The following is an 18,436-nucleotide window of genomic DNA, read 5'->3' as shown; positions in this document are numbered from 1 at the left end:
CCGGAACGGGCGGCGTCCGCCCGCCGCCGGAGCTAGGCTGACATGCCATGGAGTGGTTCAGCGCCGAAGGATACGAGTTCGCCCGCCAGGTGCTGCAGCGCGGCATCGCCGCCGTGTACCTGATCGCGTTCCTGTCCGCGGCCGCCCAGTTCCCGGCGCTGCTCGGCGAAAACGGCTTGCTCCCGGCCCCGCAGTTCCTGGTCCGGATCAAGGGCCGGGGCATCCCTACCCTCTTCCACTGGCACTATTCGGACCGGTTCCTGCTCGCCGTGGCGTGGGCGGGCGCCGCCGTCTCCGCGCTGCTGGTGGCGGGAGTGCCGCAGACCGGGCCGTGGTGGCTGCCGATGGCAGCCTTCCTGTTTATCTGGGGGCTGTACCTGTCCGTGGTGAACATCGGGCAGACGTTCTACGGGTTCGGCTGGGAATCGCTGCTGCTGGAGGCCGGTTTCCTGGCTGCGTTCCTGGGCTCCGACGACGTCGCGGTTCCGGTCGCGGTGCTGTGGGCCTTCCGCTGGCTGGTGTTCCGGCTCGAATTCGGTGCCGGCCTGATCAAGATGCGCGGCGACAAGGTGTGGCGGGATCTCACCGCCCTGTACTACCACCACGAAACCCAGCCGATGCCGAACCCGGCCAGCTGGTTCTTCCACCACTTGCCAAAGCCGCTGCACCGGATGGAGGTGCTGGGCAACCACTTCGCCCAGCTGGTGGTGCCGTTCTTCCTGTTCTTCCCGCAGCCGGTGGCCTCGATTGCCGCGGCGGTGGTGATTGTTACCCAGTTCTGGCTCGTCCTTTCGGGGAACTTCGCCTGGCTGAACGTGCTGACCATCCTGCTCGCGTGCACGGCGATCAGCGATTCGGCCGTGCAGGCGGTGCTCCCGGAGGCGCAGTTCGCCGCACCGGATCCGGCCGCAACCCCGGTGGCGTTCGCCGTCGTCGTCTCAGCGGTGACCCTGGCCGTCCTGTACTGGGCCCGGGCGCCGTTGAAGAACCTGTTCCGCCGCGACCAGCTCATGAATGCCAGCTTCAACCGCTGGCACCTCTCCAATGCCTACGGTGCGTTCGGCAGCATTACGCGGCACCGGAACGAGGTGGTCATCGAGGGCACCAACGATCCGCCGGGGCCGGACGCCCGCTGGCTGGAGTACGAGTTCAAGGGCAAGCCCGGTGATCCGCGACGGATGCCGCGCCAGTTTGCGCCCTACCACCTGCGGCTGGACTGGCTAATGTGGTTCCTGGGCCTGGGCGCCTCCGGTGCCTGGTTCCCGGTGCTGCTGCGGAAGCTGCTCACCGCCGACCGGCGGACCCTGCGCCTGCTGCGCAGGGACCCGTTCGACGGCGAGCCGCCCCGCTGGATCCGTGCCCGGGTCTACCGCTACCGCTTTTCCACGCCCGCGGAGCTGCGCCGCGAACGGGTCTGGTGGGTACGGGAACCCCGCGGATTCCTGGTGGACCCCGTTGAGGGTCCGGGCACGACGCCGGGCCGGTCCTAGGCGGTTGCCTTGGTGACTACGTTGTGCGTGGCGTGGTCATACAGGAACGTCAGCGGACCGCCGGTATGCCACAGCTCGATGTTGCCGCCGTCGCGGTGTGCGTCGAACCCGTAGTTCTCGTCCCACGAACCGTTCAGCGCCACCTTGTAGGTGTAGGTGCCCTCGGGCAGGTCCACCGTGAGCTTCCACAGTTCGTCGTGGCGGTCGAACGCGAACTGCGCTCCGGCCGGATTCCAGTCCTCGGTACCGAGTGCCGCGCCGAAATCGCTGGCGAGGGCCACGGACTCCGGCTGCGGGAAGGACGGCTCCGGGACGTCGGTCTCCGGGTGCGAGCCGTGCTGCTCGGCCGGAGCGGAGGGGACGGCGACGGCGTCGCGCAGGACCTCTTCCACTACTTCCTCGGCCGGGGAAGCGGCTTCGGCCGCAGCCACAGGCTTTCCGCTGAGGGCGGCCGACAGGTGCGCCGGCTCCGGGAAGTCCTTCAGGGCCCGGCGGCCCTCGTTGGTGATGCTCCAGCCGGAGCGGGCTTCCTTAAGGATCCAGCCCGCCTTGACGAGCTTGGTGGTGGCATTCACCAGGGCACGCTCACCCCGGGAGGTACCGCTGGCCAGGGCCTCCGCTTCGCGTCCTGCGAGCGGTACACGGTCCAGGGCGGCACCGAGTACCTTTGCCCTGCTGACCTTGCCGGTAGCTGACGGGTCCTCTGCTGCGAGGATCTCAAGGACCGCCTGCAGCCGCAGCGCAGTGTTTTCAACGGTGTCTGAGCCCAATGGAATTCCTTTGTTACGAAAATGTTGATAGCCGCTCCGGTTAAGCCGGCTCACCGCCATCAACACTATCCCCGGCAGCCGCCGGGGCGAAGCGACGCGGCCCTAGTGTTGCGCAACTCTCCCCTGCAGTGCGGTGAAGTCCCCGTCAACGAGGGGTGCGTAGCCCGCGTAGGCGGCCAGCACGGCATCCTGCACCTGGGCCATATCCAGTTCAGGTGCCAGGTCCCGGGCGGCTCCGGCGGTGCGCGGGTCCCAGCCCAGCCCGAGCTCGGCATAGCAGTCGGTCAACACCCGGCGGAGCGGGAGGGCGTTCTCCACCACCAGCACCGAGGAAAACAGCCAGCCGCCGGCAATCACCCGTTGGGCGGTGCCCACCAGTTTGATCTGCTCCCCGCCCGGGGCCCCGCCGGAGACGGTGAATTCCCCGGGGCAGTACTCCCCCGGGATTTCGCCTACACCGGCGGTCAGCCCGACCTTGCGGAACGCGCCGGCCAGCAGCTCGCCGAAGTCCGCGAACCGGCGCCTCGAGCCGGCGATGGCATCTGCGTCCGGCTCCACATGGTCCAGGACCAGACAGCCGTCGTGGTAGGCGGCGGCCCGGCCGCCGGCCTTGCGGACCAGGGGCTCGAATCCTTGCCGCCGGCAGGCCGCCTGCGCCGCGGCGAAGCCGGGCAGCTTCGCGTCGCGCTGCCCCAGGGCCACCGTGGGGCGGGGACGGTAAATGCGCAGGGCCGGGCCGAGCCCACCGCTGCGGACGGCGTCGAGCATGGCGAGCGCGAAGTCGAGGTCGGCGGCGGCACCCAGGGATTCCTCCTGCCGGAACACTTCCAGGGCGGCGCGCACCGCCTACGCTCCGCCGAGCGGCCGGACGGTCAGGATCTGCTCGCTGCGTCCAAACGGTCCCTGCAGGTCATGCAGGACCGTCGACGTCAGGCCAATGCCGTCGGCGCCGAACGTCACCTGGGTGTCCAGACCCAGCCATTCCCCCCGGGGTTCGCGGTGCAGGTGCAGCTGCAGGTCCACGTTCGGGAACATGTAGCTGTCCCCGCCCGGAGGCACACGGGTGGAAATACCGTTGGCGGTGTCTGCCATGCCCACGAGGCGGACCAGGTCCGACGTCGGCGTACCCTCCACCATTTCGTGCGGGGTGCGCAGCCACGCCCTGCCGCGGCCCGGGCGCAGACCCGGCAGCGCCCGCTTCTCCAGGGATTCAATAAACGCCCCGGGCCACTCGGTCATGCCCTCATGCGTGCCCGCCTCCGCCGGGCCGGGCATGGCTTCGTCCTCCACGGCAGCCACCTCGGCCGTCGAGCCGCGGGCCAGACGCCAGGCGGTGGCGCGGACGGCAGTGCGGCCCTCAACCACCATCTCGGCCTGCACCAGTTCAATGGTCCGCCCGGGACGCAGGACGGAGGTTTTCACCTCGAAGGCGGTGCGCGGGATCAACCCGAAAATGTCGTAGCTGATCCGGGCCATGCGCAGCTCGGGGCGTGGACGGAACTGCTCCAGGCAGTGGGCCAGCAGGCCGGAAATGGGAGCCATGTGCTGCTCCTGCGGATTCCAGGCGCCCTGGGTATGGATGGTTGCCTCATAGGCGTCGTTGCCCAGCGAGCGGTAATACGATTCAGCCACGTGCTTGCTTCTCCCTGCCGTTCCGGAATTGGCTTTCAGGCTACCCCAGCGCCGCCCGCCGGCTGGCTCCGCAACGTAACGGGGAGCACACTGGCCCGATGGACTATACGCATCTTGGCCGCTCCGGCCTGTCCGTGTCCCGCCTGTGCCTGGGCACCATGAACTTCGGACCCAAAACCGACGAGGCGGACGCCCACGCCATCATGGACTCCGCCCGGGAATCCGGCATCAATTTCTTCGACACCGCCAACGTGTACGGCTGGGGTGAGCGTAAGGGCTGGACCGAGCAGATCATCGGACGCTGGTTCGCCAAAGGCGGCGGGCGGCGCGAGGACACCGTCCTGGCCACCAAGCTCTACGGCTCCATGAGCGAGCGCCCCAACGACACCTACCTCTCCGCACTGAACATCCGCCGCGCCCTCGACGCCAGCCTGAAGCGGCTGCAGACGGATTACATCGATCTGTACCAGTTCCACCATGTTGACCGGAATACGCCGTGGGAGGAGATCTGGCAGGCCATGGAGGTGGCGGTGGCACAGGGCAAGATCATCTACAACGGCAGCAGCAACTTCGCCGGCTGGCACATTGCCCGGGCGCAGGAGAACGCCAACCGGCGGAACTTCGCAGGGCTGGTGAGCGAGCAGAGCATCTACAACCTGATCAACCGGTCCGTGGAGCTGGAGGTCCTTCCCGCGGCGCAGCAGTACGGGCTCGGAATCCTGCCGTGGTCACCGCTGCAGGGCGGCCTCCTCGGCGGGATCCTGGCGAAGGAGGCCGACGGCGGCGGGCGGCGTGCCGAGGGCAGGGTGCGGGACCTGCTCGAGAAACACGGGGAGCAGATCCGGCAGTACGAGGACCTGGCCGCCGAGCTGGACATCCTGCCCGGCGTCCTGGCACTGGCCTGGCTGCTGCACCAGCCCGCGGTGACGGCGCCCTTGGTCGGCCCGCGCACCCAGGAGCAGCTGGACGAGGCGCTGCTGGCCCTGGACGTTCCCCTGGATTCACGGACGCTGGCGCGGCTGGACGGGATCTTTCCCGGGCACTCACCGGCCCCGGAGGACTATGCCTGGTGATCCACCGGGGTTCACCAGGGGTCAGGCGCTCGCAGGCTCGATCAGTTCCGGCCCGTTGTTGCGAACCGAGTTGACCTCGCGGGACACCACCCGCGGGGTGAGCGTGGGCTCGGGCACGGCGTCCAGCAGTTGGGCGACGTCCGCTCCGTCGGTCAGCTTCGGGTCCAGCCAGTCCGTGTAGAGGTCCGGCGGGATGATCAGCGGGGTGCGGTCGTGGATGTGGCCCAGGGCGTCGGTGGCTTTCGTGGTGATGATGGTGACGCTCAGCAGCCATTTGTGTTCGTGGTCCTCCGGCAGCGCCGGGTCCGGCCAGAACTCGTACAGGCCGGCGAACGCCAGCGGGTCCTGTTTCCCGGAGTAGAGGTAGGTGGGGATTTTGCCGTCCGCGGACTTTTCCCACTCGTAGTAGCCGTCCGCCGGCACCAGGGCACGGCGCTTTACGGCCGCCTTGCGGAACGCCGGTTTCTCCAGGATGGTTTCCCGCCGGGCGTTGATCATCCGGGAGCCGATTTTGGGGTCCTTGGCCCAGACCGGCACCAGCCCCCATTTCGCCGTCGCCAGCCGCCGCACCGGTGCTTCGTTGGAGAACCGCTCGGTGACGATCCGGACGTCGTCCGTGGGAGCGACGTTCCAGGACGGCAGCACATCCGGTCCCACCGTTTGCTCGACGGCGAACGCTGAGACCAGATCCGACGTCGCCCTTGCCATTACGTACCGTCCGCACATGGCACCTATTGTGCACCATGGACCGGCCGCCGGCAGGAGCAGGGCAGGGACCCGGACCGGCTACCCGCATTCGAACATATATTCTATTTGTATGAACCAGGACGCCGCCGAGCGGCTGGCGGCCCGCTATGCGCGGCGGGCCGAGCCGATCAGCCTTACCCCGGAAGAGCTGGACTTCGAGCACAATCCGGTCACCACGTCCGTGCCCGGCGTGCCCGTCTGGGCCTGGATCCGGTTCCCCGGCGCTGCCGAGCGGGTGAAGGGCGAAGCCTGCAGCTGGTCCTCCCGGGCGGTGCAGGTGCTCTGGGAGGACGCCGGGCGGCGCCGGGCCACCTGGGTCTGGGCCTCGGCCGTCACCCGCCGGACCAACAACTCGCGCAAGGAAACCCTGGGCGACCGCACTGCCCGGGATGCCGGGTGAAGTCAGCTACCCCGGAAGGCTGCGGACATATTCCAGCGCCTCGCGGGTGAGTGCCACGATCTTGGGTCCGGTGCGCAGGCCCGGGCTGCGGAACATGGTGCCGCCGGTCAGCGGACCGTCGTCCTGCAGCTCGTTGGCGATGGCGTGGAGGAGATCCGGTGCTTCCCGCGACGGCCGCATCCATCCTCCCTGGGTTGTCCGGCCGGTCAGAGCTGACTGAAGTCCGCCGTCGCCGGATCGGCACCGATCCGGCGTCCGCCCTCCAACGTGTCCAGGAGGTCCAGCTCCTCCTGCGTCAGTTCGAGCCCGACAGCGGCCAGGTTTTCCCGCATCCGAGCCGAGTCGGACGATTTGGGAATGACGATCCTTCCCGAACCCAGATGCCAGGCCAGCACCACCTGAGCTGCCGTGGCTGCGTACTTCTCTGCGAGCGCGGCCACCTCCGCCCCGGCCAGTTCCCGGCCCTGCCCCAGCGGACTGTAGGCCTCGACGGCGATGCCGCGGGAAACGGTGTCGGCCGCGAGCACCGCCTGCTGATACCCGGGATGCAGCTCTATCTGGTTCACGGCCGGCAGGACCTGGCTCTGCTCATACAGGGCATCCAGGTGGTCCGCGAGGAAGTTGGAGACCCCGATGGCGCGCATATAGCCGTCCCGGTACAGGGCCTCGAGTTCCTTCCAGGCCTGCACGAACGTCCCCTGCGAGGGCACCGGCCAGTGGATCAGGTAGAGGTCGACGACGTCGAGGTTCAGCGCTCGCCGGCTGTCCAGGAACGCTGCCCTCGCCCTCCCCTGGTCTCCGTTGCGCAGCTTGGTGGTCACGAAGATCTCGGACCGCGGAATGCCGGACGCTGCGATGGCCGCTCCCACTCCGGCCTCGTTGCCGTACGCGGCAGCAGTGTCGATATGCCGGTATCCGGCAGCCAGGGCGTCCTCCACCACTTCCTGCGTCCGGTCCGCCGGAACCTGGAAGACGCCGAACCCCAATTGCGGAATCCGTACGGAGTTGCCGAGCGTCAGTTCCGGGACAACGGTGCGGGGACTCTCTGTCATGGCGGTGCCTTCCTGCCGTGCGTTCATCTAGGCTTGGTGCAGTTCGGAGCCTAAGCACCTCCACCTAAGCCCGGCTCCTGCCCCCAGTCAAGGAAACCCGTAAGGAAACCCGCAATGACGCATCCAGCGGCTCTTGATCTGCTTTTCATCGGCGGCACCGGCGTGATCAGTGCCGCTGCCGTCGCGCACGCTTCCAGTCTCGGACATCGGGTGACCGTATTGAACCGGGGTGTGTCTGCGCTGCGTCCGGTGCCGGCCGGCGTCGAAGTCCTGGCCGCGGATGTCCGGGATACAGGTGCCGTGCGGGACGCCCTGGGCAGCCGGACGTTCGACGCCGTGGCGGACTTCCTGTCCTTCACCGCCGAACATGTGGCAGCGGCGGTGGAGCTGTACCGCGGCCGGACCGGGCAGTATGTGTTCATCAGCTCGGCCTCGGCGTACCAGAAGCCGCCCGCGCGGCTGCCGGTGCGGGAGTCGACGCCGCTGCGCAACCCGTTCTGGCAGTATTCCCGGGACAAGATCGCCGGGGAGGACATCCTGGTGCAGGCCTACCGGAGCGAGGGCTTCCCGGGGACGGTGGTGCGCCCGTCGCATACCTATGACGCCACGATGGTCCCGCTGTCCGGGCACTGGACGGACATCCACCGGATGCGCTCCGGGCTGCCGGTGGTGGTGCACGGTGACGGCACGTCCTTGTGGACGCTGACGCACAGCCGGGATTTCGCGAAGGCCTTTGTGGGCCTTCTGGGCCGGCCCGCCGCCGTCGGTGAAAGCTACACCATCACGTCCGATGAGTTCCTGCCCTGGGATGCCGTCTACCGTTCCCTGGCGGCGGCCGCCGGTGTCCCCGACCCGCTCTTGGTACACGTGGCCTCTGAGACCATTGCAGCGCTGGATCCGGGGCGGGGCCCGGGCCTGCTGGGTGACAAGAGCCATTCGGTCATCTTCGACAACAGCAAGATCAAATCCCTGGTGCCGGATTACCGTGCAGTGATTCCGTTTTCCGAGGGTGCCCGCGAAATCATCCAGTGGCATGATGCCCATCCCCGGGAACAGGTTCTGGACGCCGGATGGATGGAAGTCAGCGACCGCCTCGCGGGCTGGGCACGGGCGGGCGCCTAGGGGCAGTTCCCTCCGGGGGCCCGGTTCCCTCCGGGTGGCGGGTCCGGAGCGTCCGTTTTCCGGCGGCTGTTAGAGTGCAGGCAGCAGGTATATCCGGATGGTTGCGGCGCTCGCCGCCGGAGTTGAAGCGCAGTCTCGACACCCGGTCCGGGATGGCTTCGAAAAAACGTTGGAGGAAACCATGTCAGGTAACGGTCCCGGTCAGGGAAACAACCACGGAAACCGGTGGTCCGACGAGTGGGACGAGCAATACGCCTCCCCCAAGAAACCTGAACCGACCCCGCCGCCGGCGGCCCAGGCTCAGCAGCCGCAGCAGCAGGCACCTCACTATCCCTCACCCGGCTACCCGAACCAGCCCGGCCAGGGGTATCCCGGCCAGGGCTACCGAACCAGGCCCAGGGGTATCCCGTCCAGGGTTACCCTGCCGCCGGCCACCAGCAGGCCCAGGGCTACGGCCATGCCCAGTTCGGCCATGCACCGCAGGGTACGGGTTACCGGCCGCAGAAATCCCGCGTCGCCGCCGGGCTGCTCGGAATTTTCCTCGGCGGCTTCGGCGTCCACCGCTTCTACCTGGGCAACAACAGCGTGGGCATCGCGCAGCTTGTCCTGACCTGTTTCACGGGCATGGGAGCCGTCTGGGGCTTCGTCGAAGGCCTGATGATTCTCTGCAACGCCAAGGCCTTCCGCACCGACGCGCACGGGATCCCGCTCAAGTAACGAACAGCAGTCCGGTGCTAGGCTAGGGTTCGAAAGTATGTTCTAGAAATCTCCCCGTTCTAGAAATATCCCCAGGAGGCCTCGGCATGGCGGTGTTCTCAGCGGACCGGTCGCGCCGCCCCGCACCGCCGACGGAGTCCGACGCAGCCACCGCAGCGGGCTTTCCCAGTCCGGCCCGGGACTACTTCGACGGACGGATCGACCTCAACCGGCACCTGATCCGGGACCCCACCTCCACCTACGTGGTGCGGGTGGAGGGCGATTCCATGGCGGGCACCGGTATCTGCAACGGGGATGAACTGATTGTGGACCGTTCACTCACACCGCGCGACGGCGCCGTCGTCGTCGCCGTGGTGGACGGAGAGCTCACGGTCCGGCGGCTGCTGCTGGGCGGGCAGCGGATCGTGCTGCGGGCCGAAAGCCCCGGGTATCCGGACATCCTCGTGGCGGAGCCGTCGGAACTGTCCGTCTGGGGTGTTGTGACCCGCTGCCTGCACCATGTCTGAGCAGTCCGTGTCGCCGAACGCCGCCCAGCGGATCGCCCTGGTGGACGTCAACAGCTTCTACGTTTCCTGCGAGCGCGCCTTCGACCCGAAACTGGCCGGGGTGCCGGTGGTGGTGCTGTCCAATAACGACGGCTGCGTGGTGGCGCGCTCGGACGAGGCGAAGGCGCTGGGCATCAAGACCGGCACGCCGTGGTTCAAGCTCGCCGAATCCGCGCCGCGCGTGGGCCTGATCCAGCGTTCGAGCAACTATGAGCTCTACGGAGACCTCAGTTCCCGCGTGATGGAACTGCTGGGGCGCTACGCGCTGTGGCAGGAGGTGTACTCGATCGATGAGTCCTTCCTCGGACTCGCCGGCACACCGCGCGATCTGGAGGCACAGGGCGCAACCATCCGCACCGCCGTCGCCCGCCACACCGGCCTGCCTGTCTGCGTGGGCATCGGTACCACCAAGACCCTGGCCAAGTTCGCCAATCGGATCGCCAAGCAGAACCGGCACCTGCAGGGTGTCTGCAACCTCGAGACCATGGACCCGGCAGCTGTGGAAGCCATCATGTCCCGGGTGCCGGTCACCGGACTCTGGGGCGTGGGGTCCCGGCTGGGCGCGAAGCTGGATGCCATGGGGATCTCCACCGTCGCGGACCTGCGCGCCGCCGACCCTGCACTGATCCGCCGGAAATTCTCGGTCATCCTGCAGCGCACCGTGCTGGAGCTCAACGGCACCGCCTGCATTCCGCAGGAGGACGAGCGGGCGGACCGCAAGCAGCTGATCTTCTCCCGAAGCTTCTCGACCCCGGTCACTACCGGTGCCGAAATGCGCCAGGTCATGAGTATCTACGCCCAGCAGGCGGCCGCCCGGCTGGAGCGCGAAGGACAGCAGGCCAGCATCCTCACCGCTTATGCCGGCACGTCGCACTTCAGCGAGCGGGCGGCGTCGTTCCCCTCTGCCACGGTGCGTCTGCCCAGCCCGACGTCAGATCCCGTGGTCCTCAGCCGGGCCGCCGTCGGTGCCCTCGAGTCCCAGGTGGTCGAGGGGGTGCCCTACACCAAGGCCGGGGTGATGCTCAGCGGGCTGGAATCGGCCGGCGCGCAGCCCCTGTTCGAGGAGTTCGTCTCCGCACAGGAACGGCGGAACCTGGGCGAACTGCTGGGGAAAGTCACGGACAAATACGGGGCGGCGAGCATCGGCCTCGGTTTGGCGGGGATGTCGACGGCGACGCCGGAGTGGACCATGTCGCGTAAGTATTCCTCACCCCGGTACACCACCGAGTGGAGCGAACTGCCGGTAGTGAAGGCGGTTTAGCCACACCCGATCAGTAGTCCGGGGCGGCCGGAAGACCGAGAAACTCCTCCAGCGTCAGTCCGGCGTCGTGGACTCCGCCGGCGACTTCCGGCCCCACGTACCGCAGGTGCCAGGGCTCGTAGGCATACCCGGTGATGTGTTCCGCCCCCGCCGGATAGCGGATGAGGAAGCCGTACCGGTGGGCATTCGCCGCAGTCCAGGCGCCGGCCGCCGTTCCTTCGAAACAGGTTTCCAGCGCACACAGGCCATCCGGATTGCCGATGTCCACGGCCAGCCCGGTTTCATGCTCGCTGTAGCCGGGCCGGGCAGAGAGCGAATCTGCTCCCTCCTGCCCGTACCTCTCGGTGTTGGAGGTGTGCAGCCGGGACTGCTCTTCGCTCGACCGGTAGCCGCTGACGGGAGAAATGGGGATGCCCTCCGCCGCGGCAGCACTAACCATGCCGGTATAGGCCGCAGCCGCTTCGGCCCGCAGCAGCAGCCCGCCCGCGTCGACCAGGTCCGGCGGCACATAGCCCGCCGCGAGGGGACGGTGCTTGTTGACCACGAGCGTGACGCTGTCCGGCGCCTGGGCCCCGGGGGCAGCCGCCGCGTCGGCCGGCTCATTGGGAAGGCGCAGAAACACGGCAAGGGAGACGACCAGGCACAAACACAGCAGGGCGGCCATGGACGCGCATGTCCGCAGGTACAGGTACCGCATTGTTCCCCTACCCATCCCTCGTCCGGCATGGTGCCCTCGTCATTTCGCGCCATCCTCGCACGTGCGGGGCAACGCGGGCGGCACCGGCACGCCCGTGCCGGCAACGGACGTCCTTGGAGGAGCGGTTAGCGTGGAGGCATGAGCTATACGTACGACGTCGAGATCCTGCACCTGCTGGTATCACCGGCGCACGCCTACTTCGGGCGCGCCAAGGACGGGCCGGCCGACGTCGTCACCACCGATGCGGACGAAGCTCAGGTAGTAGCCGGCAAGGGGATTGTCGGGGACCGGTTCTTCGGCAAGGCCGCCCACATGGATGCGGCCGTGACCCTGTTCGCTGTGGAGTCGTTGGAGGCCATCGCCGCGGAGCTTGGTGCCGATCCTTTCGACCCGCTGCTGGCGCGCCGGAACGTGGTGCTCCGCGGCGCTGAACTGTCGCCGCTGCTGGGCCAGGACTTTGTTCTCGAATCTGCCGACGGCCGGGTGGAATTCCACGGCGGCCGGCAGGCCCACCCGTGCGCTTGGATGGATAAAGTTCTGGCTCCCGGCGCGCACAAGGCGATGCGGGGCCGGGGCGGACTGCGCTGCCGGCCGCTGAGCAGCGGGACGCTTCACCGCGGACCGGCCCTGCTTATCAGCCCCGTACCGTTGGACCCGGCCCTCGCTGCCGTCCCCTCGCTGCTGAGGCCCGGCCGGCTCCCGTAAGCCACGCGGTCCATGGGTAGTTCTCCCCATGGGCTGTTCCGCTTTCTCCCATCCCAGCCACAAGGGAGAGGTCAACGCCCGGACGGAGTAGGACGGCCCCCGGGCGAAGAAACAGGTAATCACCCAGTGACAGCACAGGCCCGATGACTTAGCATTCCGGCAGCCCGGTATCCGGGCCCAGTCTCATTCATCGGGGGTTCTTTATGTCCGTTTTCTGGCCGGGAGTCATTATTGGCTCACTCATTATTGCCGGGTGTTTCCTCGGGTATTCCCGGCGTGACTGGCTCGCCAGGACCACGAACTCCGTGTTGGAGTCGTCTTACGGCAGGCGGGCCGCCGGAACTTTCACCGGGAACCGCGATACAGCCAAAGCAAACCTGATCATTCCCTTGTTCGGGGGAATGGCCTTGGGCGCGGTGATGGTCATTCTGTCCGTCATCGGCGTCATAGGAAACGACCAGGCTCCCGAGGGTCCGCCGTTGAATCCGGCGGTCATTGTGCTTGCACTGATCGGTTTCGGTTTCGGCATCCTGGCTATTATTCATTTGCTCACCCGAAGGGGCAGGAAACCGTCCCGCCTGCTTACGGCCGGATCATCAACGGTCGGCATGCTCTTCATCGTCGCAGCCGGGGCGGTGTTCTACTTTTCTACGAACTGACTGCCACAGAGAGCACATTCATTAATCGGCTTGGGAGAGCTCCTGACCGGCGGAGACTTACCGCGGTGCAGCCGCGGCGAAACGGGCCGCCAGCGTTCCGAAGGCGGACGCCAGCTCAGGCGGACCAACCACCTCCAGCTCGGCGTCGAACCTGCCGAAGGCCGCCGCAAGCGCTGCCCAGGACCAGGAGCCCGCTTCCAACCGGCACCGGTCGGATCCAACCGCTTCGACCGTGCCGTCACCGGCGAACGGGACGACGTCGGCCGCCGGCAGATGCAGGACCACGGCGCCGCGGCAGGGCCAGTCTTCAGCGGGACTCTTCCCCGGTTCCGTTCCCCGGAACCGTGCGGAAAGGAAATCATGCACGTTGCCGCCGGGCAGTTCCCGCTCCCGGAACCGGGGACCGGCGGGCAGCCGCGGAGTGATCCGGTCGGCCCGGAAGATCCGCCAGTCGTTTCGGTCCAAATCCCACGCCACCAGATACCAGCGTCCGCGCGATGCCACCAGATGGTGCGGTTCCGCGCGGCGCGGCGGCGAGAATCCGACGTCGCCGTCTCCCGACTGGGCACCTGCATAGTCAAAGCGCAGCACCTGACGTGTGCCGACGGCTGTGGAGAGGGCCAGCAGCACGTCCGGCTGGACAGATTCGGCCGCACGGCCCGGCAGCGCGGTGAACTGCAGTCCGTCCAAACGGTGGCGCAGCCGGGAGGGCATCACCTGCCGGACGGTGGCCAGCGCGCGGGCGGCGGCCTCCTCGATGCCTGCTCCGGTCAGGGGCGCGGAGTGCAGTGCGACGGCGAGGGCCAGCACCTGGTCGTCGTCAAAAAGCAGCGGCGGCAGCTCGGCACCGGCGTCGAGGCGGTAGCCACCGTCCGGCCCCTTCAGCGCGGAGATGCGGTAACCCATTTCCCGTAGGCGGTCGACGTCGCGGCGCACTGTCCGGGGGCTGATCTCCAGCCGGTCCGCGAGCACCTGCCCCGGCCAGTCCCGCGGGGTCTGCAGAAGTGAGAGGAGCAGCAGGAGACGCGACGTCGTGGTGGGCATACGAGAAAGATAAACGAAATAGCGGCCAGAAACTGACCTCTACTAAGAGAAGAGTGGGTGTTACCGGGAAACACCCGGGCCATTCCAGAAGGAGCAACCCATGTCTGTCACCACCACGCCCCACCTGAACTTCCGCGGCGATGCCCGGGCCGCCCTCGAGTTCTACCACTCGGTTTTCGGCGGGCAGCTTATCGTCGTCACCAACGAGGACGCCTACAGCGTCGAGCTCCCCGAGGAGGCCGGCCAGGTCAAGTTCGGGCAGGTCATCGGCGGGAACGGCTTCTCGATCATGGCCTACGACGTTCCCGCCAGCGTGTCCTACGACCAGGGGGATAAATCCTCCTTCGTCTCGGTCCGCGGCGACTCGTCCGAGGAGATCGCGGATCTCTGGGGGCGGCTTGCCGAGGGCTCCACCGTGCTGCAGGACCTGGCGCCCTCGGCCTTCTCCCCCGCATACGGAATGGTGCAGGACCGCTTCGGCGTCACGTGGGTGCTGGACGTCGCCGTCGCCTATGACCCTGCCGGTTAACCTCCATGCGCCGGTACACCGCGGGCACGGACCGTTCCTCTGTCCGTGCCCGCCGCGGCGCCGTGCCCGGGGAAACCGAGACCCGCTAGTCTCAGAGGCATACATCCGGCGGTTTTCTCCGCCGGTCACCTCTGACATGGGAGCATCATGGCCTCGGAAGTACTGGTAGTTATCGGCATGGGCGGCATGGGCCAGGCGGTTATGCGCCGGTCCGGCGCAGGACGGAAGGTCCTCGTGGCGGACTTCAATGAAGAGCTGCTGGAGAGCACAGTGGCCACCGCGCTCGGTGAGGGCTACGACGTCGTTTCCCAAAAGGTCGATGTTTCCTCCCGCGAATCCGTGGCCGCCCTGGCCGCAACGGCCCGCGAGCTGGGAGCGGTGACCGGCGTCGTCCACACCGCAGGGCTCTCCCCCGTCCAGGCACCGGTGGAGGCCATCTGGAAGGTGGACCTGTTCGGTGTGGCCGTGGTGCTGGAGGAATTCGAAAAGGTCATCGCCCCGGGCGGTGCCGGCGTCGTCATTTCCAGCATGTCCGCCTACATGGCCGGCGGCCAGATGCCCGCCGACGTGCTGGCGAGCCTGGCCACCAAGCCTGCCGATGATCTGCTGCTGATTCCGTTTGTTGCCGCTATCGACCACCCCGGACACGCCTACAGCGTGGCCAAGCGCGCCAACCAGGTCCGCGTCCAGACCGCCAGCCTGCGCTGGGGTGCCCGCGGGGCACGCGTGAACAGCATCAGCCCCGGCGTCATCTCCACGCCGATGGGCCAGCAGGAACTCTCCGGCGAATCCGGCTCGCAGATGCGCGCCATGATCGAAGCTTCCGGCACCAAGCGCCTCGGCACCGCCTTCGACATCGCCAGCACAACGGCGTTCCTGCTCAGCCAGGACGCCAGCTTCATCACCGGCGCGGACCTGCTGGTCGACGGCGGTGCGGTGGCCGCCGTCGACACCGGCCAGCGCAGCCAGGTGGCCGGCTAGGCCCACTGACGGCGCGGCGGCGGGGTGCCGGATGCACGGGAAGTTTGGCCGCCGGGAGCAGCGGATGCGCAGCCACTGATTGCCGGGGCCTCGCCGGCGTGATCGAATCTGGGCATGTTGTACGCAGACTCAGCAGACGGCACCCGGATCGCCTTCGACCAGACGGGCCACGGCCCGCCGGTGGTCATTGTCGGCGGTGCGTTTTCAACCGCCGACGCCGGCGCCCCGTTGGCCGCCGCGCTCAAAGCCGCCGGTTTCCAGGCGGTGACGGTGGACCGCCGAGCCCGCGGGAAAAGCACGGATACTTCCCCTTACTCTCCTCGGCGGGAGGTGGAGGACCTCACGGCGGTCCTCAACGCCGTCGGCGGTGACGCGGCAGTCCTCGGACATTCCTCCGGTGCCATGCTCGCCCTGCTTGCCGCGGCCGAAGGGGCACCGATCAGCCACCTGTTCCTGTCCGAGCCGCCGTTCCTCTTCGGCGAGGGGGAACCTTCGATCGACCTTCCGCAGCGGCTTCAGGCCCTCGTTGATTCAGGTAACCCGGCGGACGCCGTCACCACCTTTCAGCGGGAAGGTATCGGCCTGCCCGAAGCGTTTATTGAGCAGATCCAGGCCAGCCCCATGTTCGATTCCCTGGTTCCGCTGGCGCAGTCCGCCGTCTACGACGCGCTGCTGTCGCAGGCCGTGTCCACCCCGACGGCGGCGATGGCCCAGGTTTCGGTACCCGTCACCATCCTGCGCGGTACCACCACCTACCCGGTCATTATGGACGCCACCGAGAAGCTGGCGCGGCGGATGCCGCAGGCCGTCCTGGTAACAGTGCCCGAATCCCACGACCACTCCCCCGATCCGACCGGCACCGTGCGCGAAATCCGCCGCCGTATCCCGGTGCAATGACCGACAGCCCGGCCGCGGACACGCTCCCTTACCTGGCTCTCCTGCGCGGCATCAACGTCGGCGGGCGGAACAAGGTCCCCATGAAGGAGTTACGGGGGCATCTTGAAGGCCTCGGGTTCCAGCAGGTGTCCACCTACATTGCGAGCGGGAATGTCTTCCTGGCATCGAGTGACGACGCCGGCTCCGTCGGCCGGCAGATCGAAGCCGCACTCACGGATAACTTCGACCTCGACGACGAACTCATCAAGGTCCTCGTGCTGGGCCGGGCGCAGCTGCAGGCCGTCGTCGAACACCGGCCCCAGCACTTTGGAGAGCGGCCGGACCTCTACCACTCGGACGCGATTTTCCTCATGGACATCGATGCGGACACCGCCATGGACGCTTTTCGTCCTAGGGAAGGCATTGACGAGATCTGGCCGGGCGACGGCGTCATCTACTCGCAGCGGCTCAGCTCCGAGCTGACCAAGAGCCGGCTGAGTGCCATCGCGGCCTCGCCGCTGTACAAGTCGATGACCATCCGCAGCTGGAACACCACCCGGAAACTGTGGGAGCGGCTGCCGGGTGATGCTTAGGTGTTAGGGTCCTGCCATGTCCGAACCCCTGCCGTCCGACAACACCTTCGACCATCTGCGCAGCCTCGACGGCGAGCACGTCGGCTACATCCATATGACCGACGACGGCGGGTTTGTCCCGTATGACCTGCTGCACCGCCGTCGCGCTGAGGCCGGTGACCTCGATGCGGCCGAAGCCCTGCTCGATGAGCTGGGCCTTCGGATGTTTATCGAGGAGTGGTGGCTCGAGGACGGCGGGCAGCAGATACCGGTGCTGATCCAGGAAGTGCGCCGGGACCGGGTGGTGGTGGCTCCGACAGCGGAGGGCGCGATTGCTAAGGCCGCCGATATGACCGCTGCAATCGAGTTGCTGCTGCCCACCGACCGGCTGCACTCGCGTTAGCCCTACCGGATTCGTTCGTGCGACGCTGGAGGGATGGATTTGGTGGTGTCGCCCGCGCTCACGATTCCCGCCGCTGAACTCGACTGGCGGTTCTCCCGTTCGTCCGGCCCCGGGGGCCAGCACGTCAACACCTCGGACAGCCGCGTTGCACTCTCCTGGAACATAGCCGGTTCTGCGGTGCTGTCGGAACAGCAACGCCTGCTGCTGCTGCAGCGGCTGAAACGCAGTCTCGTGGCCGGAGTGCTGACCGTGACGGCCTCCGAGCAACGTTCCCAGCTCCGCAATCGGGAAACAGCCCTGGCCAAGCTCGCCGCACTCGTGGCAAACGGACTGGCGCCCGGACCTGCCCCGCGCCGCACCACCAAACCTACCCGGGGCTCAAACTACCGCCGCCTCGATGCCAAGAAACAACGGGGTGCCACGAAGCGGCAACGGCAACGGCCGCCGGCTGACTAATTCCACCAGGGATTGGCATCAATCTGAGGGCTGCTGCCCGCTGGCCGGTTGTATCCGGGTTAGCTCGGCGTCGTCGAAGTTCCGTACTGGGACGGGCCTACCCGGCGTCGAAGCTGCTCATTTTCGGAAACCCGGTCCCGAAGACCCATAACAACCCTCATAAGGGCATCGTCAACGTGATCCTGCAAATATCCCTCACGGAATTTTGTCGGTGAGAACTTCTGATTCATTACCTGGTCAGCAGTGATAATCGGCGAGGTGTGAGGAACGGACCGACCCAGGGAAACGGCCTGCTGCACCTGAGTGTTTTCCTTATCGAGGCGCTGAAGCTCCCTGACTACCCGCTCAAGCAAGTCATCGACCTCGTCCTGGTCATAGCCCTCCTTGAATTTCGTGGGCTGGAAACGCATAGCTGTAACTTCTTCAGCAGTGAGCTGCCCGGTACCCAGCGATCCGGCACCCTGCGACCCGGATTTCCCCTTGGATTTGGAGGGTATGAAACATACCAAACAGACCAAAACAATCATCCCTACAAGAATCCAATTACTCCCTGAGCCGTCGCTTTCGCTGCCGCTTTGGGCCATTACCGCTGAAACATACTCAAAAGACATGGATATCCGGCTTTCGTTGGGTCGGTTTGCTGTGCCGCAGAACGGGTAGTGCTAGCGGCAATAACTGTAACCGTCCCCCTTTTAAACGCTGGCA

Annotated in this window: 24 protein-coding genes; 15 read left to right on the top strand and 9 right to left on the bottom strand. The window is 67.1% G+C overall.

Going from position 1 to position 18,436, the window contains the following annotated elements:
- The first annotated feature begins 47 nt into the window (after nucleotides 1–47).
- Complete coding sequence (locus LJ760_RS13645) at nucleotides 48–1,490, top strand: lipase maturation factor family protein (RefSeq protein ID WP_227921189.1); 1,443 nt, start codon at nucleotides 48–50, stop codon at nucleotides 1,488–1,490.
- Here LJ760_RS13645 and LJ760_RS13640 read toward each other — a convergent pair.
- The 3 genes from LJ760_RS13640 to LJ760_RS13630 form a co-directional block, all read right to left on the bottom strand.
- Nucleotides 1,487–2,260, bottom strand: a complete 774-nt coding sequence (locus LJ760_RS13640) for a pullulanase X25 domain-containing protein (RefSeq protein ID WP_227921185.1) — start codon at nucleotides 2,258–2,260, stop codon at nucleotides 1,487–1,489. The two genes, LJ760_RS13645 and LJ760_RS13640, sit on opposite strands and share 4 nt — an antisense overlap.
- A gap of 102 nt (nucleotides 2,261–2,362) precedes the next feature.
- Entirely contained in the window at nucleotides 2,363–3,103 is a 741-nt protein-coding gene (locus LJ760_RS13635; RefSeq protein WP_227921183.1) for a lipoate--protein ligase family protein, read from the bottom strand.
- A 3-nt stretch (nucleotides 3,104–3,106) separates the two neighbouring features.
- Nucleotides 3,107–3,892 (bottom strand): thioesterase family protein, encoded by a 786-nt coding sequence (locus LJ760_RS13630; RefSeq protein WP_227921182.1) that lies wholly within the window; start codon nucleotides 3,890–3,892, stop codon nucleotides 3,107–3,109.
- Between the two features lie 98 nt (nucleotides 3,893–3,990).
- On the opposite strand from LJ760_RS13630, the gene LJ760_RS13625 reads away from it, so the two are divergent.
- The gene (locus LJ760_RS13625) at nucleotides 3,991–4,965 is read left to right on the top strand and encodes an aldo/keto reductase (protein ID WP_227921181.1); all 975 of its coding nucleotides are present in this window, start codon (nucleotides 3,991–3,993) and stop codon (nucleotides 4,963–4,965) included.
- A gap of 21 nt (nucleotides 4,966–4,986) precedes the next feature.
- Here the strand turns inward: LJ760_RS13625 and LJ760_RS13620 are convergent, their stop codons facing one another.
- Nucleotides 4,987–5,691: an SOS response-associated peptidase gene (locus LJ760_RS13620; protein WP_227921180.1), complete on the bottom strand. Its 705-nt coding sequence runs from the start codon at nucleotides 5,689–5,691 to the stop codon at nucleotides 4,987–4,989.
- A 91-nt stretch (nucleotides 5,692–5,782) separates the two neighbouring features.
- Between LJ760_RS13620 and LJ760_RS13615 the strand changes: the two genes are divergently transcribed.
- Nucleotides 5,783–6,112: a hypothetical protein gene (locus LJ760_RS13615; protein ID WP_227921178.1), complete on the top strand. Its 330-nt coding sequence runs from the start codon at nucleotides 5,783–5,785 to the stop codon at nucleotides 6,110–6,112.
- Between the two features lie 6 nt (nucleotides 6,113–6,118).
- Here the strand turns inward: LJ760_RS13615 and LJ760_RS13610 are convergent, their stop codons facing one another.
- Together LJ760_RS13610 and LJ760_RS13605 are read right to left on the bottom strand one after the other, a co-directional pair.
- Nucleotides 6,119–6,292, bottom strand: a complete 174-nt coding sequence (locus LJ760_RS13610) for a hypothetical protein (protein WP_227921175.1) — start codon at nucleotides 6,290–6,292, stop codon at nucleotides 6,119–6,121.
- A gap of 26 nt (nucleotides 6,293–6,318) precedes the next feature.
- Nucleotides 6,319–7,164 (bottom strand): aldo/keto reductase, encoded by an 846-nt coding sequence (locus LJ760_RS13605; RefSeq protein WP_227921173.1) that lies wholly within the window; start codon nucleotides 7,162–7,164, stop codon nucleotides 6,319–6,321.
- Between the two features lie 114 nt (nucleotides 7,165–7,278).
- On the opposite strand from LJ760_RS13605, the gene LJ760_RS13600 reads away from it, so the two are divergent.
- The 4 genes from LJ760_RS13600 (at nucleotide 7,279) to LJ760_RS13585 (ending at nucleotide 10,809) form a co-directional block, all read left to right on the top strand.
- A complete protein-coding gene (locus LJ760_RS13600; protein ID WP_227921171.1) occupies nucleotides 7,279–8,286 on the top strand; it encodes an NAD-dependent epimerase/dehydratase family protein in 1,008 nt (335 codons plus the stop codon).
- 525 nt (nucleotides 8,287–8,811) lie between these two features.
- Complete coding sequence (locus LJ760_RS17590) at nucleotides 8,812–9,003, top strand: TM2 domain-containing protein (protein ID WP_227922735.1); 192 nt, start codon at nucleotides 8,812–8,814, stop codon at nucleotides 9,001–9,003.
- An 86-nt stretch (nucleotides 9,004–9,089) separates the two neighbouring features.
- Nucleotides 9,090–9,509, top strand: a complete 420-nt coding sequence (locus LJ760_RS13590) for a LexA family protein (RefSeq protein ID WP_227921169.1) — start codon at nucleotides 9,090–9,092, stop codon at nucleotides 9,507–9,509.
- The gene (locus LJ760_RS13585) at nucleotides 9,502–10,809 is read left to right on the top strand and encodes a Y-family DNA polymerase (RefSeq protein WP_227921166.1); all 1,308 of its coding nucleotides are present in this window, start codon (nucleotides 9,502–9,504) and stop codon (nucleotides 10,807–10,809) included. Before LJ760_RS13590 ends, LJ760_RS13585 begins: the two co-directional genes overlap by 8 nt.
- A gap of 10 nt (nucleotides 10,810–10,819) precedes the next feature.
- Here the strand turns inward: LJ760_RS13585 and LJ760_RS13580 are convergent, their stop codons facing one another.
- Nucleotides 10,820–11,506, bottom strand: a complete 687-nt coding sequence (locus LJ760_RS13580; RefSeq protein WP_227921164.1) for a M15 family metallopeptidase — start codon at nucleotides 11,504–11,506, stop codon at nucleotides 10,820–10,822.
- A 138-nt stretch (nucleotides 11,507–11,644) separates the two neighbouring features.
- Here LJ760_RS13580 and LJ760_RS13575 point away from each other — a divergent pair, with 138 nt between their 5' ends.
- Both LJ760_RS13575 and LJ760_RS13570 read left to right on the top strand, forming a co-directional pair.
- Nucleotides 11,645–12,211, top strand: coding sequence for an MOSC domain-containing protein (locus LJ760_RS13575; protein WP_227921161.1), 567 nt, complete (start codon nucleotides 11,645–11,647; stop codon nucleotides 12,209–12,211).
- Between the two features lie 203 nt (nucleotides 12,212–12,414).
- Nucleotides 12,415–12,870, top strand: coding sequence for a hypothetical protein (locus LJ760_RS13570; RefSeq protein ID WP_227921159.1), 456 nt, complete (start codon nucleotides 12,415–12,417; stop codon nucleotides 12,868–12,870).
- Between the two features lie 57 nt (nucleotides 12,871–12,927).
- On the opposite strand, the gene LJ760_RS13565 is transcribed toward LJ760_RS13570, so the two are convergent.
- Nucleotides 12,928–13,914, bottom strand: coding sequence for a helix-turn-helix transcriptional regulator (locus tag LJ760_RS13565; protein ID WP_227921157.1), 987 nt, complete (start codon nucleotides 13,912–13,914; stop codon nucleotides 12,928–12,930).
- A gap of 100 nt (nucleotides 13,915–14,014) precedes the next feature.
- Between LJ760_RS13565 and LJ760_RS13560 the strand changes: the two genes are divergently transcribed.
- The 6 genes from LJ760_RS13560 (at nucleotide 14,015) to arfB (ending at nucleotide 17,731) form a co-directional block, all read left to right on the top strand.
- Nucleotides 14,015–14,443 (top strand): VOC family protein, encoded by a 429-nt coding sequence (locus tag LJ760_RS13560; RefSeq protein WP_227921155.1) that lies wholly within the window; start codon nucleotides 14,015–14,017, stop codon nucleotides 14,441–14,443.
- 147 nt (nucleotides 14,444–14,590) lie between these two features.
- Complete coding sequence (locus LJ760_RS13555) at nucleotides 14,591–15,424, top strand: SDR family oxidoreductase (protein WP_227921154.1); 834 nt, start codon at nucleotides 14,591–14,593, stop codon at nucleotides 15,422–15,424.
- A 114-nt stretch (nucleotides 15,425–15,538) separates the two neighbouring features.
- Entirely contained in the window at nucleotides 15,539–16,321 is a 783-nt protein-coding gene (locus LJ760_RS13550; RefSeq protein ID WP_227921153.1) for an alpha/beta fold hydrolase, read from the top strand.
- Entirely contained in the window at nucleotides 16,318–16,893 is a 576-nt protein-coding gene (locus LJ760_RS13545; RefSeq protein ID WP_227921152.1) for a DUF1697 domain-containing protein, read from the top strand. Before LJ760_RS13550 ends, LJ760_RS13545 begins: the two co-directional genes overlap by 4 nt.
- A gap of 16 nt (nucleotides 16,894–16,909) precedes the next feature.
- Complete coding sequence (locus LJ760_RS13540; RefSeq protein ID WP_227921144.1) at nucleotides 16,910–17,275, top strand: serine/threonine protein phosphatase; 366 nt, start codon at nucleotides 16,910–16,912, stop codon at nucleotides 17,273–17,275.
- 33 nt (nucleotides 17,276–17,308) lie between these two features.
- Complete coding sequence (gene arfB / locus LJ760_RS13535; protein ID WP_227921142.1) at nucleotides 17,309–17,731, top strand: alternative ribosome rescue aminoacyl-tRNA hydrolase ArfB; 423 nt, start codon at nucleotides 17,309–17,311, stop codon at nucleotides 17,729–17,731.
- A 59-nt stretch (nucleotides 17,732–17,790) separates the two neighbouring features.
- Here the strand turns inward: arfB and LJ760_RS13530 are convergent, their stop codons facing one another.
- On the bottom strand, nucleotides 17,791–18,342 hold the full coding sequence (locus LJ760_RS13530) for a DivIVA domain-containing protein (protein WP_227921141.1): 552 nt from the start codon (nucleotides 18,340–18,342) through the stop codon (nucleotides 17,791–17,793).
- Between the last annotated feature and the right edge of the window lie 94 nt (nucleotides 18,343–18,436).

This window comes from Arthrobacter sp. zg-Y895 (assembly GCF_020731025.1).
Lineage (GTDB): Bacteria > Actinomycetota > Actinomycetes > Actinomycetales > Micrococcaceae > Arthrobacter_B.
This window is presented reverse-complemented; position numbering and strand designations above follow the sequence as displayed.